A 17,575-nucleotide genomic window follows, 5' to 3' on the forward strand; every position below is an offset into this window, starting at 1 on the left:
CAAAAATTTGTAATCCTGGAAACAGGAAGTTTTGAAAAATTCTTCAAAAGGTCCGAATTTCAAAGATTTTGCCTGATCTGCCGCTTTTATCAGTGGTTATGAGGAATATGGAAAGTCGATCGTTAAATTTGGGTATTGCTAATAGATTAGGTCTTCTTGGAGAGTAGTTGTGACTCAGGAATTCTATATTTCTGTGACTCCGGTCAGAGAAGACGAGTATTGGATTCGCACAGAACGGGTGTCGCCAGGGGTGCCATTAGCCGAGGAGCTAGTCACTTGGAACGTCGATGAATGGCTGGCACAAGCGGGTCAACTCATGCACGATCCTTTACTGGGGCTGCTGCGTGGGCATTTTCCGGGGCGATCGACGAGTGGCGATCCGGCAGAATCTTCCCTTTCTCATAGCCTGTTGACATTAGGGCAAACTCTCTACAACGCTCTATTTCAAGGCACCATTCGCGATAGCTGGGTGACTGCCCAAGGGGTTGCCCAAAACCGACGCGAAGATCTGCGGCTGCGGCTAGGTCTGCGGGGCGATCGTTTGCCTCGCCTGCCGTGGGAAGTGCTGAATGCGGGAGGTCGCCCCCTCGCCACCGGAACTGACGTGATTTTCTCGCGCTATCAGTCTGCGTTTGCGCCAATGGCGACGGTGTTGCAGTCTCAACCTCTGCCAACTCTAGAGAAAAATCAACCGCTCAAAATTCTCATGGTGCTGGCGGCTCCTACCGATCAAGAAGTTTTGGCGCTCCGACAAGAAGCCAATCACCTGAATGAAGAACTTCAGCGAGAGCAAGCGACCCGATCGGGCAATGCGCCTTTGCCCGCGATCGAACTCACCATTCTTGACCAGCCCGGCAGGGAGCAGCTCACCCAAGCCCTAGAGCAAGGCTGCTATCAAGTTTTGCACTATGCAGGGCACAGCAATCTGGGCGAGTCGGGCGGCGATTTATATCTGGTCAGCGATAAGACGGGGTTAACTGAAGTTTTGAGCGGTGACGATTTAGCGGGTCTGTTAGTTAACAACGGCATCCGCATGGCAGTTTTTAACTCTTGTCGAGGCGTTTACACGGCTACGTCTGACCCGACGAGCGAAGCCGAAAATGGCAACCTGGCAGACGCACTGCTGAGACGAGGTGTTCCGGCTGTGTTGGCAATGGCAGAGCGCATTCCAGACGATGTGGCGCTGACCTTGAGTCGTCTGTTTTATCGCAACTTGCGGCAGCGATCGTCGATCGACCTCAGTTTAAGTCGGGCAAGACAAGGGCTACTGTCTTCCTACGGCTCAAATCAGTTGTATTGGGCATTGCCGATTCTGTATCTGCATCCTGACTTTGATGGCTATTTGCAGCCTCCGCTTGACCCTGATTCCGCTCAGACTCGGTTTGAAGAACGCCCGATCGAGAATCGCCCCGCCGTTCCATCGGCATCCATGCCTTTAAGGGTGACTGCTCCGCTCGATTCAGACGAGATAGATCATTATGAGGAGCCAGATGAAGCCGATCGAGATGCCGTTCTGGATTTGTTTAAACAGCTTTCTGGAGAGACTGCGAATCCTTTTGGAGAGACCTCTGGAGATCAGGCTCTATTTGAGGAGCAGGCTGAACAAGAGCCTAACCCGATCGAGCTACAGCTCAACGGGGCTGAAGACTATATCACCTTGGGCGATATGCTGTTTGCTCAGGGGAATGTAGCAGGCGCGATCGGGGTTTATGGGGATGCAATTCAACTCAGCCCGTCGGCCGAAGCCTACAGCAAATTGGGAATTGCTCTCGAAGCCTATGGGGATCAAATTCCTCAAGCGATCGCTGCCTACCAATTAGCGTTGCGGCTAGAACCCCACTACGAGCACGTTCAGCAAAATCTGCAACGTCTATACAAGACTCACAATCTACCTAATTCAGATTTATCTTCACAGTCAGACCTTGAGACTTTAGGCAGTCAGTCGGCGATCGCGCAACAGGCTCCTGCTCCTATGATCCAACCGTCTCAACCCGCACCCTTTGGGTTAAACACTGTTCCCTTTGAGCGTATTTATGGGCAGATGCCCACAAAGCGAAAGTTGCGTCTGCCTTGGAAATCGGCGATCGCAGGGGTTGGCATCGCATCGGCAGTAGTACTGGGCATTTGGGGAGTTTCTAAGTTTAGCTCGTCACCTAGCTCTAGCCCAGATGACCTTCTACGCCGAATTCCTAGTCTCGATCAGCCGTCTACTAGTCAAACGTCTACAAATCCTGCTAAAGCTGACACCAATAGCCTGACTGGAACTGCTACAACCAATTTTAGCCAGGGCAACTTAAAAGCCGGGCAGGAAGCGGTAGAGGAACTGCTCGATCGGGGCGCTTTGCCTGCGGCGGGATCTGCCTTACAGACGCTCCCGGCAGAGAAAGATGTGCCTGCGACCAGTTTTTTGCGAGGTCGGTTGGCTTGGCAGTTTATGAAGACCCGCAACATCAACTACAGCGCAGTTGATGCCCGTCGCTTTTGGGAAACTGCGGTTAGGAAGCCTGACCCAGGCTACTACACGGCTTTGGGCTTTGCTTACTACCGTGAGGGCAATCTTAAGCGCGCCAGTGATGCTTGGATTCAAGCGATCGCGCTGGACAAAGAGCAGCAAAAGTCTAGACAGGGAGACATTAAAACCCCCTCTCAACAGGCTTTGGTTGCCTATTCAGGCTTGGCACTGGTGGCAATAAAATCTGCACCGGGTCAGCCTGCCGATCGACAGGCTCGGTTCAAAGGTGAGGCGGTTAAGCTGCGCGATCAGGTACTCAGACAGGCTCCTATCCAGTTTCAACCCGATGCTTTAGCTAAAGACTGGCTCTGGAGCGAAGAAGCGATCGCTGACTGGAAGGCTCTATTGGCTGTGAAATCTTGACTATGGAACGTGGCTTATTAAGGTGAAACTTCGCCCTCACCCTAGCCCTCTCCCCAGGGAGAGGGAACTAGAGAATCTAACTCCCTTCTCCCCAAGGAGAAGGGTTGGCGAGGGCTTCGCCCCACTTCGTGAGGAGAGCAGAAGCCGCTGACGAGTTTTACAGGTTATTTAATCCAACGTGAGTTCGATAGAAGTGGTTCACTCCGATGATAAATTTGGGAAGCCCCCTAAATCCCCCAAAATTGGGGGGACTTTGAACCGGAAATTTTGGCTTGAAGTCCCCCAGAATGGGGGATTTAGGGGGCTGAAGCGCTGGAGAACGCAGCGAAAGAACTCATCGAACTGACGTTAATCCACGATCCTAGAGGTAGTTAGAGAGCGATTTTTGCTTGCGAATATCCATTCTGTCTGCCAAGCTTGCGTCGCCCCAATCTAAGGGATGGTTTTCTTCGGCTGGCAACACCGTTACGGTGGGCTGGGATTTAACCGGAGTCGCTCGTCGAAACACCGCATCGGCAGGGGGCTGTTTTGCCAGCTTAGACTCGACTTCTTGAGGCGGCTGATGCGTTGCTATCTCGGCATTGTCAGCAAAGGCTTTTTGGCGTTTGATCACGAGTCCGCGTTGGGGTTTAGCAGACGTAAATTGCTTGGCAAGAAGTAGAGAAGTCACGCCACAACTGACAGCGATCGCGGCAAGCAACCCAAACGAAGAGGCAGGTTTTGCTTGAAGTCGCGGTTTTAGCTGAGGAATTTGAGGTGCGTCTGTCACAATTCCGGGCTGAGGCGGTTCGACCTCGACCGTATCAACGTGCAGCAACCCCGTCACACCGAGCCAGATCATCAGCACCAGCAAGACCCACACTCCGCTCCACACCAGAACGGGATAGCGCTGAACAAATGCCACCAGTTGATTGAGTAGACGCTGCCGATCGACGCTGATCTCAGCACGCGCTCCAGACATCTTTTCTTCAGAACGACGAACAGCACCCTTTGCAAAGAGTGTTTTCCGCTTATTCCCTTTTCCGCTTGTTTTCCCCATGACGCTTTCTAGGAGACTCGTTTAGTCCAATGAGTTCAAATTCTACTGAATAATTTCTCGCTTGGCTAATAATGGACGATTTATTGCGATAAAAAACCTGTCTGACGAAGGAATAACCCTATCGAGTGATGCACGGGTGTAGTAATAACTACATTGTTAAGATTAGTATTACCAACCCACCGTGATCACCCATAGCATAGACCCGATCGCTGCCATTGCAACATGCTGCGGCAATAAATTCCAAATCGGCTGACGGGCAATTTTTTGAGTCAGAAAAACACTCAGCCAAAATGAGAAAATGAATGCTACGCCCTGAAGGAACGCGATCACGGCAGGATCAGCAACAGCAATGGGTAAAGAAAGATTTTGAGTATCTGCGCCAAACGTGGCGATCGTCACTGGAATAACTCGTCCTGCTTCGGTTAAGCCTAATCTTAAATAGTGAGCAAGACTGCTGCCTAAGACGATCGGTAAATAACCATAAGCCAGTTCTAGAAAAGGACGTGGCTTGGCATTAAATAGCCGAATCAAGGCATGGGCGACAAGCGCGATCGCAGAGGGAATCAACAGCGCCAAAACCGACACTCCAGCGTGAATGCCAGAGTTATCGAGCTGTAAATTTAGTCCAAACTGTTGTTCGATTTCAGGCAGTCGATGCAGAAACACCGCACCAAACAGCAAAAATAGGAGGGAAATCTCGGCATAGCTGGGTTTGTGGGTCGTCCAGAGTTCGATGCCGGGAGGTCGAAAATTGAGTTCGACCGATCGATGGGGACAGGCTTTGAGACAGGTCATGCAGAGGACGCAATCTTTGTTGTCTTGAAGTTGAGCCGGGTGAGAATAAACCGGACAGCCACCCGTCTCTAGACCTTCGCCCTTTTGAGGCCCGCCTTTATAGCATTGATAAGTTGTGCAGCTAGCCGAACAAATTCCTTGCTGGGCGCGCAGTTCGACCATCGACAGCTTGGCAAACAAGCCATTCATGCCTCCGATCGGGCACAAATAACGGCACCAAAATCGGCGCTCAAACAGCAGCGAAAAAATCACCGCCCCCGCCGTAATCAGCAGCAGCAGACAGCCCGACAGATAAGCCACATTTTCTAGATTCCACAGTTCTTCCCAGAGCAAAATTAGGGCGAACATCCCAAAAATAAACCAGCCGCCCCACTTTTCGGCTTCTTGACGGGGCCAGGGCTGAAGCTTTCGGGGATAGATCCACAACGAAAATTTTTGGGCCAGTTCGCCATAAATCATAAACGGACAAACCGCACACCACAGCCGCCCCACAAATGGAAAGGCCGCTAACATCAGCATCCACCACCACGCCCAAAAGAAATTGAGCGCCACGTTACGATCGCGGGTTTGGGGGCCCCACATCAGCACCGCTACGACGACGGCAAAAAATCCCAACGTGAAACCATAATTTAGGCGATCGGGATACCAGGGGCTGCGAAGAAACTGCCGCAGTTTGGGATAAGCATTGAGCAAATTGATCCGAAACCGCCGATTTTTGAGACTCGCTGACCAAAACACTTCTTCCGTCAGCTCTGCGGCTCCGTCTGATTGGGTGAGAGCGCGGGCAATCAGGCTTTGCAACTCGATCGCGTTGCCCGGAAAGTCATAGCCTTGCAGACGGCGCAGCGCTTCTGGCGTGATTTTGGGCTTGGGAATGCCTCTAGAGCGGCACAGCAAGCTGAGATAATATTCAATTTGAGCCTGAATATCTGCCTTGCGAACTCTTAACGGCGGAATTTTAATCGTGTGTCCGACCAGTTTTCCGCGCTCTAATCGGGGCAGAATTTTCTCAGAAGTCATCATGATCCGAGCTTCACACGGTCGCGGAGTTGGGGTTGTGCCCTCCCGATCTATGGGCGTAAACTCGCCAGTTGCCAACAGTTGAGCCAATTTTTCTTCTAACTCAACGGGAATCGCCTCTAAGTTATTGAGCAAAATCGTGCCGCGTCCGATCCAATCTAACAGTCCTAGTTTGTTGCCTCGCCCGAATAGCTCTGAGCCATTCGGTTGCAGGGTGTTGCAGTTCACCTGAATCATCGGTTCTTTACGATCGTCCGACCCAAAATGAATCAGTGCCGCCGTATTGTCTTTTTCTAATCCAGGTTCGCCAAAGATCAGCACTGATTGGCGATCGCCAGACGCTTTTTTAATCTCTTGCCGAATTCTCACCGCATAGCGACTGGTGCCGACAATGCCGCGTCTGACCTTGGGCACAACATAGGGGCGCAACGCGCTCTGCCGCTCTCGTTCAAAGGCGAGTTGAGCCGATACCAGTTCTAACTCGGTTGCCAGAGAGCGAGAAAACGTCTGCGAAATCTCTGGATATTGCTGAGTGAGCGCCAGAAATTCTGCACGTGGAATCTCCCACACCACACAATCACTGAGGGTAATGGTGGTGTCTTCAGCAGCAGCGTTAATGAGTAGCTCTTTGAGATAGACGATCGCACCGGGCAGCAAACTGGTCGCTGTGGCAACCCCGGTCTGACTCGTGCGATAGCTCTCAACCCGCCCCGCCTGCAAAATGTAGACCGCCGGAGGAATCGTGTCTTCTAGCACCAATCGTCGATTTTCTTGCACCGATTCTTCTTGAATTGCCGCCGCGATCGCGCCTACTGTCTCGTCTGAGAGCGACTCCAGCACTGTATTTTGCTTTAACCAAGTGATCTTCTCTGCTTGATCCATTGCGCTTTTTAGGTTGTGCGATCGTGGTTCGACACTCACTGATTATCACGATCGCAGAGCCAACACTCGCCCAGAAGATCAATCTTTACGTCTCGCGTCAGCCAATTTAGAAAGTTACCACTCGACCTGCGATCGTTCATGCAGCACTCGCCCATACACCGCCTCGGTTTGCTGTGCCAACTTTGCCCAGTTAAACCGAACGGCTAAATCTTTGTAGGCATTTTCGACCAGCCACTGGGCATAATCAGGGTTCTTCAGCACCTCAATAATGCCCCAGGCGAGAGAGTCTGAATTGTTCGTCCAGGTCACGACCCCTGTTTTGCCATGACGAACGACTTCAGGCAAGCCACCCGCATCTGACACGACCACAGGCACCCGTGCCGCAAAACTTTCTAACGCCACAATGCCGAACGGTTCATAGAGACTTGGAAACACGGCGCAGTTGGCGATCGTCTGAAATCGATCGAGATCTTCGTCGGGCATAAACCCAGTGAAATAGCACTTTTGCCAAATGCCTAAATTCCAGGCTTGCCCCTTGAGATAATCGGTGTTGCCCCCGCCAATAAAGATAAACTTCACCTGAGTTCCCATTGCTTGCAGCACTTTTGGCGCGGCACTGAGCATTACAGAGATGCCCTTTTCGTAGGTCATTCGCCCCACGTAATAGACAATTTTCTCGTCATCTCCCGCAAACCGCCGCCGAAAGGCTTGCAAGTCAAACCCTGGGTGACGCTGCTTTTTTTCAGCCCGAATGCCGTTATAAACCACATCGATTTTGTTCCAGGGCGTGTATAGCGATCGCTCGACTTCTCGCCGCATAAAGTCTGTGCAGACAATCACGCGCCATGCCTCGTATGCCAATCGCTGCTCCTTCTCATTGACATAGCGCTGCGCCTCTGTGTGAACGCCGTTATTTCGACCGCCCTCAGTCGCGTGGATCGTCGCCACGATCGGAATTTTGAACAGATGCTTGAGCGCGATCGCGGCATCGTCCACCAACCAGTCGTGAGCATGAATGATCTCAAACGCGCTTTCCTCGCGAATCAGCTTGCCGCCATGCCGACCCATGCTGTCGTTCATGTTGGCGACCCAGTGCAAGAAGTTTTGGCTCTCGTCTACACTGACCCGATGCACTGCTACGCCATCGACCACTTCATAGTGAGGAGCCTGACCAAACTGCACCGTGATCAGATGAATTTCATGCCCCCGCTTGACCAACTCTGGGTATAGCTCTGCTACATGACGGGCAATGCCGCCCACAATCCGCGGTGGAAACTCCCAGGTCAATACCAAAATCTTCATCAGCCTCAGTCTCGACGATTCTTATTTTCACTTTACCGGAATGGAGGGTTCGGGAACCCTTAAAGCCCCTGTTGTTCACGCATGGGGATGTAAAAGGGGTTCCCGCGCCGAGGTTAGGCGGCAGAGTTCAGGAACAGGGATACAACCAGTGGTACGATTGAACTTGTACGCGAAGAGTCAAATCTCGGTACACCTCTGAACCATGACAGCAAGGTATAGCGTTCCAGATCTGAATCGCGATCTGGGTAAAACTTTGTACGAATCGGTTGAACATACGGTTCATTTTTTGAGTTGTACTTGTTCAAAAACTGGGCAGGGCGTTGTCCAGTGGGCGAGGTGATGTAAGACGGGCTTGCCTGCGATCGCTGCTTGAACCCAGAATTTCCGTCCCTTGAGGGCTGGGGAGTGCGTCAAAGAAACTTGGTAAACCTGCTCACAGACCTTGCCAGAACGCGATAATCTATAGATGTCCCAGGTAAACGGCTCGATCTGTTTTGGATACTAAATCCTAGCTTGATCCTTAGCATTCCTACCTAAAGTCGTCAGTATAGCGTTGTAGTCTCTTAGAGAGAACTGCAATCGTGCGATGTTTCAGCTCAGTCAAGCCCAGTTAACCTGTCCTGATAGTCAACTAGCCCCGTCTGTAGCAACTCATTGACGATGCAGGCACCTCCCCAAAAGTTAACAAACGCTGAAGTGCCCTTACAGATCTTGCTGTTTGTCGATCAGCGACCCAAGGCAAAAGAGCAAATCCAGCAGATTCGCCGCTTTTTGACCGATCTTAGAGCCGACTATCCGTTTGAGCTTCAGGTGATTGATGTTGGCGAACAGCCTCATTTAGCCGAGCATTTTCGCTTGGTGGCGACTCCTGCCCTAATTAAAATTCATCCCGACCCTCGACAGACCTTGACGGGAACGAATCTGGTTGCTCAACTCAAAAATTGTTGGTCACGCTGGCAAGCCTCGGTTGCAGACTTTTTAGAAAACCGGGCTGAGTTAGAAGGCTCTGTGCTCGAAGAAACCGAATCTCCTGTTTCAGATCAGCCTCCAAAGATTTCCTCGATCGCGCATTCTTCTGAATTGTTGCAGCTAGCCGATCAAATCTTTAACCTCAAAAAAGAAAAAGAAGATCTTCAGGCGCAGCTTCAGTTTAAAGATCAGATTATTTCAATGCTGGCTCACGATTTGCGAAATCCGCTAACGGCAGCGTCGATCGCCATCGAAACGCTAGAAATGGGTCATAAGGCTCAAGAGGGGCAGGGCTATCGTCTCACCCCGGCGCTGACTGCTCAGTTGTTGAAGCACGGGCGATCGCAGATTCGCACCATAGATCGCATGATCACTGACATTTTACAAGCCGCTAGAGGCACCAGTGCTGAACTTCAAATTTTGCCGCAAAAGCTAGAACTCGGTGCCCTTTGTCAAACGGTTTTAGAGAATTTAGAAGAGCGCTTCCATGCCAAGTCGCAGAAAGTGGATGCAGACATTCCGACCGATCTGCCCATCGTCTACGCTGACGAAGAGCGAGTGCGCCAGGTTTTGACGAATATCCTCGACAATGCCGCGAAATATACGCCGATCGAGGGCACCATTCACATCTCGATGCTGCACCGCACGGCTCAAAAAGTGCAGATCAGCATTTGTGACGACGGGCCAGGTGTGCCCGAAGAAAATCGGGAACGGATTTTTGAAGATCATTTCCGCCTTCAGCGAGATCAAGCTCAAGAGGGCTACGGGATTGGGTTATCGCTCTGTCAACGCATCGTTCGGGCCCACTATGGGCAGATTTGGGTTGATTCTGTCCCCAATCAGGGCAGTTGCTTTCACTTTACGCTGCCTGTTTATCGATCGCAGCGATAACCCACTGTCAAGGCACTCGATCGCAGTTTGATGGATTATGAACTCATCATCAATTCGATTGGTTTGGGAATTGTTCAGGCTGATTTTAAGCATCAACATCAAAACTACATAAAGAGCCGCAAATCTTTTTAGAAAATTCATCTAACAGTGAATGTTCTTCAGTGGTTTTACTGAAATTCTATATTTAGTGGCCCACGCAAGGTGATTACTTCGATCGTCTCTAATGTAGTTTCTAGGTTGTCAGCTCAATACAATTTATCGTAGGTTTGATGAGCGATGAAATAATTTATATATATAGAGAATTAATTGAATTTACAGTCCTGATCGGGGTAAATATCAGTGTGACGAAGCTAAATTTTGATTATTCAAGAAATAAAGCGAGTAGATCAAAGTTAAATAAATCACATATATTCAATCAGTACTGACTGCTTAAATAGAACTTTAACTAGGACAACCTTCTTCTCGGCCTGAGAATAATTAGCTTCGGAAATAACTTAATCACGGAGTTAGCTAGGTTTTTAATAATACCAAAACCGCATTAATGTTTTTACCTCTTAAGATTAGAAATAAGAGTGAAAATCTCCTAAACATCGCTGTTTGGACAATCAAACCTCTATGAAATTAAGTATAAGGCTTTTATATAAGTATATAAAAATACAGCTTTGCGTTGGCCTTATTGACGTGATTTAGATCACTTTTTAGTCAAGCAAAAGTTTCTGCTGGCTCCATTCACAGCCTTGAGAAGAGACTATTATTCAAGCAATCAAGCACCTTCTATCTTCTCGCTAAGTTCCTACAACTTTCGGTTATTCAAAGATGAGTGTTATTACGGTACTAATTCACGATTAACTCCCCTATAACTGACCGTAATCCCCCTTTCGATTAAGGAACGTATTAGTGGACTTCATTGAAATGAACAAACGCTTTTACATTCTCAAATTTCACACTGTTAGTTTGATGATTCAGCTATCTAGCTGATCTGAATTAGTTTCTGAAGATGCTAGGTTTAATCCCATGAAGAAACATTTGCATTCGGTTGCTCAAAGTATGGGCAGTAGAATGCAAGGTTTTCCGCCAATCCTGATTTGAAGCCCTTATCCAATCGCAGCGTCGTAGGGACTGCTTTCCTAAATGAAGTACGATTCCTTGGAATATCAGCCCACAGATAACCATGAAGTGGGTGTTTACGAGTGTGAGATTCACCTCAAGTTCAGATTAGTTGAGGAAAAGCGGGTGCTAAAAGACCGCGAACAACTCCTAGAGATGCTGCTTGATGCCTTCGCCTGCGGCAGTGATGAATATATGGAGCCTATCCAAGTTGAGGTAGAGGCACAGGAAATTTCTGAAATTGCAGCCTCACCCCAGATGCGTCGTCAGTTGATTCGTCTACGTAACTCTAAAGACTAGGCTCGTGGGTTGCGTTTAACCTGCTTGCACCCTAGATTTTTTATAAGCTTTGCCCGTGATCTTGACGGCTGCTAAAGGCTGCTTTGAGTCACGGGACTTTTTATGGGAGGCTGATTTGTGCAACCCGTCTCGATCGATTGCACAATAGAGACAGTCGATAAGGTTTCTAAAAGCAATGACCCATGCCCTGGCTGACACCAAAAACCTCCTGGCTGATTTGGTTCGTCGTTATCGCTCTCAGGTTGATTATTTAGCCATTCGTTTAGAGGCGGCTGAGGGCACCGATATTTTGCTCAGGGGCACCAAGATTGAAACCCTGAGTGAGGGAATCTCGATCGGAGGGCAGGTTAGAGCCTGCCACAAAGGCGGTTGGGGCTTTGCTAGTTTTAATCAACTGTCAACCCTGTCTGACCGAATTGAAGACGCGATCGCGGCGGCTCGGCTGGTGGGCACTGATGAAACGATTCTTGCCCCGATCGATCCGGTTCAAGACATCTGCACCCTGCCGCTAACGGGCACTGACCCTCGACAGATTCCGCTCGCGCAAAAAAAATCGCTGTGTCAATACTATGGCGGACTTTTGCAATCGGTTAATCCCAAAATCGCAACGGTTTCGGTTCGCTATGGTGACAGCGCTCAGAAAATGATTTTGGCCACCTCAGACGGCACGTTTATTGAACAGTCTTGGGTCGATATTGAGATGCGCTTTGCTGCCACTGCTCGAAATGGAGAAACGGTGCAAACGGGGCGAGAAACGATCGGATCTCGCAAAGCCTATGAAGACCTGATGGGGTTGGATGAGCAAGTTCGCAGCGCGGCTCAAAGAGCCGTTGACTCGTTGGCGCTGCCTCCAGTCAAGGGCAATGCCTACACGGTGGTGATTGATCCGATTTTATCTGGGCTATTTGTCCACGAGTCGTTTGGGCACCTCTCAGAAGCCGATATGGCCTATGAAAACCCAGATTTGCTAGAAGTGATGAGCCTGGGGCGACGATTCGGTTCGCCAGAATTGCAGATTTTTGATGGTGCCGCGCTTGAAGGGCATCGAGGCAGCTATTTCTATGACGATGAGGGCGTTCCGGCAACCACGACACAACTGATCAAAGACGGGGTTTTAGTGGGTCGTCTGCACTCGCGTGAGACGGCTGGCAAGCTCGAAGAGGCTCCTACCGGAAACGCTCGTTGTTTGAACTACCACTTTCCCCCGATCGTTCGCATGACCAACACCTGGATCGAGCGAGGCAAAACCCCGGTTCAAGATTTGTTTAGCGACATCAAGGAAGGGGTTTATGCCCGTAACTGGTTAGGCGGCATGACGAATGGCGAGATGTTTACTTTCACGGCCGGCGAGGCTTGGATGATTCGCAATGGCGAAATTGCCGAACCTGTACGGGATGTCACCCTCTCTGGCAATGCCTTTAAAACCCTGGCAGACATCGAAGGCATCGGCGATGACTTTTATTGGGATGAGTCAGGCGGCTGCGGCAAAGGCGGACAGAGTGGTTTAGCCGTAGGTTGTGGCGGCCCTAGCTTGCGAATTCGAGATGTCGTCGTGGGCGGAGAAGCGATCGAAGACTAGTCTATTAAGACGGAAGTTCAGCAACGGTGGGACAGGCATCTTGCCTGCTGGCAGTCGAGACGACTGCGCCACGAAACGATGACTGGATTTAACGTGAATTCGATGAAGCTTTTCGCTACGGTTGCAAATCTGGGCTGCCCCCAAAATCCCCCAATTCTGGGGGACTTCAAGCCTAGAACTTAGGTTCAAAGTCCCCCAATTTTGGGGGATTTAGGGGGCTGAAGCGCTGAAGAACGAAGCGAAAGAACTCATCGAACTGACGTGGATTTACGGTCATTCCTTTTCTTTTTCTTTGTCTGGCTCTTTCTCTGGCAAGTGTCTGCCGCGTCGTTTGCGGGCTTCCATCGCGCGTTCTAAGACGGTTAACAGTCCGGGCGCTTCTTCTTGTAAGGCCAGCAGTAACCGTTCGCCTTCTTCGAGGTCGCCGGGGTCTTCTCCGGTTTCCATTACGGCTTGTAGGCGAGGCATTGCTAACTCATCCACTAGCTGAACGAGACTGTGCAGGCACCGATAAAACTGGCGTTCGGTCAAAATTGCATCTTCAAGGGGAAACTCAATGATGGCGCGGATTTCACCATCTGAGGGGTCATATTCCCACTGAAGCATTTTGGTTTCCCAGGAGATGCAGAGCATGGTCTGCAAAATTGCAGTCTTGTGAGGATGGTCTTTGACTCCTGCTAAAACGCGGGGCGCAAAAATCTCAAAAAATTCTCCATCTTCGTCTAGCTGAATGACGATCAGAAAGTCTTCGATGTTTTCACCATACACGCCTGTCAGAATGCGAGACTCTTCGGGGTCTAGGCGATATTTCCAGTCTTTGTTGTCTAGAAAGCCAGCGATTTGTTCTAGCGTTGCGCCCATAGCCGTTTATCAAGTGATGTTAGAACTTGCAATTTGAAGGAATGTATCAGAACCCAAACCATAGACAGTCTAGCGGTCAGCCGTAAGATTTTGTCGAATTTGGCGAGAATGGGTGATCAATCGCTCGATCGACTTGCTCTAAAAGATCCTCTAACGTTGAAGTGTTCTCTAATACAACATCGGCTCGATCGCGCTTTTCGGCAATCGCCATTTGGCTGTTAATTCGCGCGTTTGCTTGCTCTAGGCTCAACGCTCCACGCTGCATCAAACGCTGAATCTGCTGATCTGGCGAACACGAGACTACCCAAATCTCTGTGATCAAATCCGTCATTTGAGCTTCAAACAGCAGCGGGATCACTAGGACGATCGTCTGATGTGAGTGTTGGATCAGACGATCTCGATCTCGACTCAACGCTTGCCGCACATAGGGATGAATTTGCTCATCTAGCCAGATGCGTTCTGATGGCTGGGTGAAAATAATCTCCCCAAGCTGGCGACGATCGAGCGTTCCATCTAACAACAAAATTTTGGATTGGTAGCGATTCACGATCGCTTCGAGGACGATCGATCCGGGCTGCACAGCTTCTCTTGCATAAATATCAGCATCTAAAATGGGCAGTTGATAAGTTTTGTCTAAATAGTCGGAGACCGTTGTTTTGCCCATGCCAATGCCTCCCGTTAAGCCAATGATTCGTGGAGACGGGGCTTGACCGCTCATAGCACAAACTTTCCTTAACTGAGTCGGCGGGAAGTCCCCCGCTATAGATGTACTCATTTTAGCGGCGGGATGAAAGCCAATGCGATATCTTGCCGTCCCGATTGTGGTCTTCACCGAAGCTGGAGAACCATCGGGATAGGCAAGATATTGCAAGTCTCCTAAATATCAACACAGACTATTGATCAATACCTCTTACTGCTAATCACAAATTGTAGTAAGATAAAGACATGAAACGCGCAGTCAAAGTACGAATTTATCCGACCGATGAGCAGCAAGAAGCGCTATCAAAAGCGTTTGGCTGTGCCCGTTGGTTTTGGAATAACTCGTTGGCTGAAACCAATCGACTCTACAAAGAAACCGGGAAAGGCTTATCTCAGGTGGGGATGAACAGCCGATTACCCGCCCTCAAGAAGGAGTTTGAATGGTTAGCAGAGCCTTACAGCCAGGTCTTGCAGAGCGTGTCTCTCAACCTGTCGAGGGCGTTTATCAACTTCTTTGAGGGGCGGACGGAGTTTCCCAACTTCAAATCAAAGCACGGTAAACAGTCGATTCAATATCCCCAGAATGTTGAAATCACCGATGAGAGCTTGAGGCTGCCAAAGTTGGGCGTGATCAAAGCAAAGATTCATCGCGTCTTTGAAGGCAAGCTAAAAACTGTAACGGTGTCTCTCACAACCTCTGGCAAGTATTTTGCGTCGCTGTTATTCGATGATGAGGTGCCAGAAGTTGAGGTGTTGGGAACCGGTAAAGCCGTTGGGATTGATTTGGGTCTAACCCACTTTGCAATTACGTCTGACGGCTCAAAGTTTGATAATCCGAGAGTGCTGAAAAAGCATTCAAAGAACCTCAAACGTAAGCAACAAAGGCTTGCTCGTAAACAGAAGGGGTCAAGCAATCGGAAGAAAGCACGTCGCATTGTGGCACGGGTTCACGAGAAAATTGCGAACGTGAGAAAAGACTTTCTGCATAAGTTATCGCGCAAAATGGTCAACGAAAACCAAGTGATCTGCGTGGAGAACTTAGCGGTAAAGAACCTGGTGAAAAATCACAACTTAGCCAAAGCGATTAACGATGCAAGTTGGAGCGAGTTCACTAGAATGCTCAGTTATAAAGCAGGGCAAGATGGAAAGATTTATCAAGAAGTTGATCGGTTTTTCCCGTCTTCAAAAACCTGCTCAGTCTGCCTCAATCGAATGGGTAGCCTACCTTTAGATATCCGGTCATGGCAGTGTGAGAACTGCGCTACAAAGCACGACCGGGATGTAAACGCGGCGATCAATATTCGAGATGAAGGCTTGCGTATTTTGGCGTTAGGAACTAGCGCTACTGCCAATGGAGGGAAGGTAAGTCCGAGGGTTGGAAGGCGTAAGTCATCCGTATCTAAGGCACTTCCTATTGAAATTGGAAGCTTACACCAGACTGCGTAGCGGTTGGTGTAGGTAGTTCACGGTCTTTCGACAAACTCCTTTCCAGTGTAGAGTGCAGTCTCTAACGTCGGTCGATCGCTATGATCTTTTCCCGCACTCTGATTTTGATTGGGGTCGTCTTTCTGGGCGCAATGTTGAGGTTTTGGAATCTTGACGCTAAATCCGTTTGGATGGATGAAGTGATTACGGCGCTCTTGAGCTTGGGGCGGAGTTATCTCGATGTGCCGTTAGAGGCAGCCTTTTCGCTGTCGGCGCTCGATCAACTTTTTACGCTCAAACCGACCACCTGCGCGGCGATCGCTCAAACCGTTTCGACTCAATCGGTTCATCCGCCTCTGTTTTTTTGCTGGCTACACGATTGGTTAAATTGGCTTCAATCTAGTAGTCACACTTGGGTGTGGAAACTGCGATCGCTACCAGCCCTGGCAGGAGTCGGGGTAATCTTCTCTATTTATTATCTGAATCGAATTGCCTTTTCAAGATCTGCGGGGTTGGCAAGCGCGATCGTGATGGCGGTGTCTCCCTTCGCCGTCTACCTCTCTCAAGAAGCCCGTCACTACACGGTGCCGATGCTGCTGCTCAGTCTGGCACTGTTGGGCATGATTCGCATTCAGCAAGATTTTCGGCAGCAACGACTGCAACCCGGCGTTTGGCTCGGCTGGATCGCCGTTAATGGCGTAGGTTTCTACGTCCACTATTTTTTCATTTTGGCGACGATCGCCCAACTTCTAACCCTGGTCGCCTTACTCCTCAAATTTCAATTCTCAAACCGCAAAGCTCCCATTTCTTTCTATCGTCATACCTGGCTGACGCTCCTCTTCGCTGTCGGTGGAATTGGGCTGATTTATTTGCCCTGGATGCCGACCTTTTTGAGTCATTTGAGCCGTCCAGAAACCAATTGGTTAGCCCCAACTCAGTCCGGTTGGTTGACCCTGATTGTGCCGCTCTATCAGCTATTGGCGGGCTGGGTATTGATGACGATCGCCCTTCCCGTTGAGAATCAGCCGCTCTGGATCGTGATTCCATCGGCGGTGCTGATGTTGCTGTTTAGCGGTTGGCTGACCTGGCAGGTGTTCAAAGGACTGCAAAAACTTTGGCAAACGCCAGAAATGCACTGGGAGACTCTGACCTTAGCAAGCTTTGTCGGTTGGGTGGTAGTCGAGTTTTTGGCGATCGTCTATCTATTTCACAAAGATCTGACTCAGGTTCCTCGCTATAACTTTATTTATTACCCGGCAGTCTGTGCTTTGATAGGCGCGAGTTTGTGGAGCGTGGCAACCGAGGGTAAATTTGTGGTTGCAGATCCGCCATCCCAAAGCGATCGCTCGTGGCCCAAAACTCTCATTCCGATCGTGCTGTTTGGGTTGTTGAGTTGTGGATTTGTGGTATCCGATCGCGTCTTTCTCAAACCTTATCAGCCTCAGCAAGTTGCCAGAACGATGCAGTCGAAAGCTGCTGAATCGACGCTCGTGGTGATGGCACACCAAGATTTGCAAGACATTGCTTTGGGGTTAAGCTTTGCCCTGGCACTGCTGGAGAATAATCCTCAAACCAAGTTTGCATTTCTGGCGCGATCGCAGGGTTATGAACAAGTTTGGGAGAATCTGAAAAGCCCCAAAGTCAGCGATGCTTCGCCTCAAAATCTCTGGATTATTGCACCCGGCTTGAGGAAAAAAGACTTTCCCCAACAGCTTTCTTTGCATCGATCGGTCTGCAACCGCGATCCCGATCGATATTACCGATTGGGCGTTCCCTATCAGGGCTATCGGTGCTGAGGAACGTGGATTTATTAAGGGGCAACTTCTCGGAC

12 protein-coding genes are annotated in these 17,575 nt (G+C 49.7%); 6 read left to right on the forward strand and 6 right to left on the reverse strand.

Translation table 11 applies throughout. The annotated features are described in order from the left end of the window. Nucleotides 1-169: 169 nt before the first annotated feature. Entirely contained in the window at nucleotides 170-2,875 is a 2,706-nt protein-coding gene (locus tag C7B65_RS15405; RefSeq protein ID WP_083582983.1) for a CHAT domain-containing protein, read from the forward strand. A 361-nt stretch (nucleotides 2,876-3,236) separates the two neighbouring features. Here C7B65_RS15405 and C7B65_RS15410 read toward each other — a convergent pair whose 3' ends face one another. From C7B65_RS15410 to C7B65_RS29305, 4 genes are all read right to left on the reverse strand, one after another. After that, a complete protein-coding gene (locus tag C7B65_RS15410; protein ID WP_143162060.1) occupies nucleotides 3,237-3,836 on the reverse strand; it encodes a hypothetical protein in 600 nt (199 codons plus the stop codon). A 246-nt stretch (nucleotides 3,837-4,082) separates the two neighbouring features. Continuing rightward, nucleotides 4,083-6,650 carry a sigma 54-interacting transcriptional regulator gene (locus C7B65_RS15415; RefSeq protein WP_244913211.1) on the reverse strand — a complete coding sequence of 856 codons (2,568 nt, stop codon included), beginning with the start codon at nucleotides 6,648-6,650 and terminating at the stop codon, nucleotides 4,083-4,085. A 75-nt stretch (nucleotides 6,651-6,725) separates the two neighbouring features. Further along, a complete protein-coding gene (locus tag C7B65_RS15420; RefSeq protein WP_073072629.1) occupies nucleotides 6,726-7,913 on the reverse strand; it encodes a glycosyltransferase family 4 protein in 1,188 nt (395 codons plus the stop codon). 279 nt (nucleotides 7,914-8,192) lie between these two features. Beyond that, nucleotides 8,193-8,327, reverse strand: coding sequence for a hypothetical protein (locus tag C7B65_RS29305; RefSeq protein WP_280523184.1), 135 nt, complete (start codon nucleotides 8,325-8,327; stop codon nucleotides 8,193-8,195). 246 nt (nucleotides 8,328-8,573) lie between these two features. Between C7B65_RS29305 and C7B65_RS15425 the strand changes: the two genes are divergently transcribed. The 3 genes from C7B65_RS15425 to C7B65_RS15435 all read left to right on the forward strand — a co-directional run bounded on the left by C7B65_RS15425 (nucleotide 8,574) and on the right by C7B65_RS15435 (nucleotide 12,759). Beyond that, nucleotides 8,574-9,773, forward strand: coding sequence for a histidine kinase (locus C7B65_RS15425; protein ID WP_073072628.1), 1,200 nt, complete (start codon nucleotides 8,574-8,576; stop codon nucleotides 9,771-9,773). A gap of 1,131 nt (nucleotides 9,774-10,904) precedes the next feature. Further along, nucleotides 10,905-11,180, forward strand: coding sequence for an Npun_R1517 family heterocyst differentiation transcriptional regulator (locus C7B65_RS15430; RefSeq protein WP_073072626.1), 276 nt, complete (start codon nucleotides 10,905-10,907; stop codon nucleotides 11,178-11,180). A 175-nt stretch (nucleotides 11,181-11,355) separates the two neighbouring features. Then, the gene (locus C7B65_RS15435) at nucleotides 11,356-12,759 is read left to right on the forward strand and encodes a TldD/PmbA family protein (protein WP_073072624.1); all 1,404 of its coding nucleotides are present in this window, start codon (nucleotides 11,356-11,358) and stop codon (nucleotides 12,757-12,759) included. 273 nt (nucleotides 12,760-13,032) lie between these two features. Here the strand turns inward: C7B65_RS15435 and C7B65_RS15440 are convergent, their stop codons facing one another. Both C7B65_RS15440 and coaE read right to left on the reverse strand, forming a co-directional pair. Further along, nucleotides 13,033-13,620, reverse strand: coding sequence for a hypothetical protein (locus tag C7B65_RS15440; protein ID WP_073072622.1), 588 nt, complete (start codon nucleotides 13,618-13,620; stop codon nucleotides 13,033-13,035). A gap of 76 nt (nucleotides 13,621-13,696) precedes the next feature. Beyond that, nucleotides 13,697-14,491 carry a dephospho-CoA kinase gene (coaE, locus tag C7B65_RS15445; protein WP_317615822.1) on the reverse strand — a complete coding sequence of 265 codons (795 nt, stop codon included), beginning with the start codon at nucleotides 14,489-14,491 and terminating at the stop codon, nucleotides 13,697-13,699. A 74-nt stretch (nucleotides 14,492-14,565) separates the two neighbouring features. Here coaE and C7B65_RS15450 point away from each other — a divergent pair, with 74 nt between their 5' ends. Next, on the forward strand, nucleotides 14,566-15,765 hold the full coding sequence (locus C7B65_RS15450) for an RNA-guided endonuclease TnpB family protein (protein WP_073072618.1): 1,200 nt from the start codon (nucleotides 14,566-14,568) through the stop codon (nucleotides 15,763-15,765). Between the two features lie 80 nt (nucleotides 15,766-15,845). Beyond that, nucleotides 15,846-17,540 carry a glycosyltransferase family 39 protein gene (locus C7B65_RS15455; RefSeq protein ID WP_073072616.1) on the forward strand — a complete coding sequence of 565 codons (1,695 nt, stop codon included), beginning with the start codon at nucleotides 15,846-15,848 and terminating at the stop codon, nucleotides 17,538-17,540. Nucleotides 17,541-17,575: the final 35 nt, after the last annotated feature.

The sequence above is a fragment of the Phormidesmis priestleyi ULC007 genome, from assembly GCF_003003695.1.
Taxonomy (GTDB): Bacteria; Cyanobacteriota; Cyanobacteriia; order Leptolyngbyales; family Leptolyngbyaceae; genus Phormidesmis_A; species Phormidesmis_A priestleyi_A.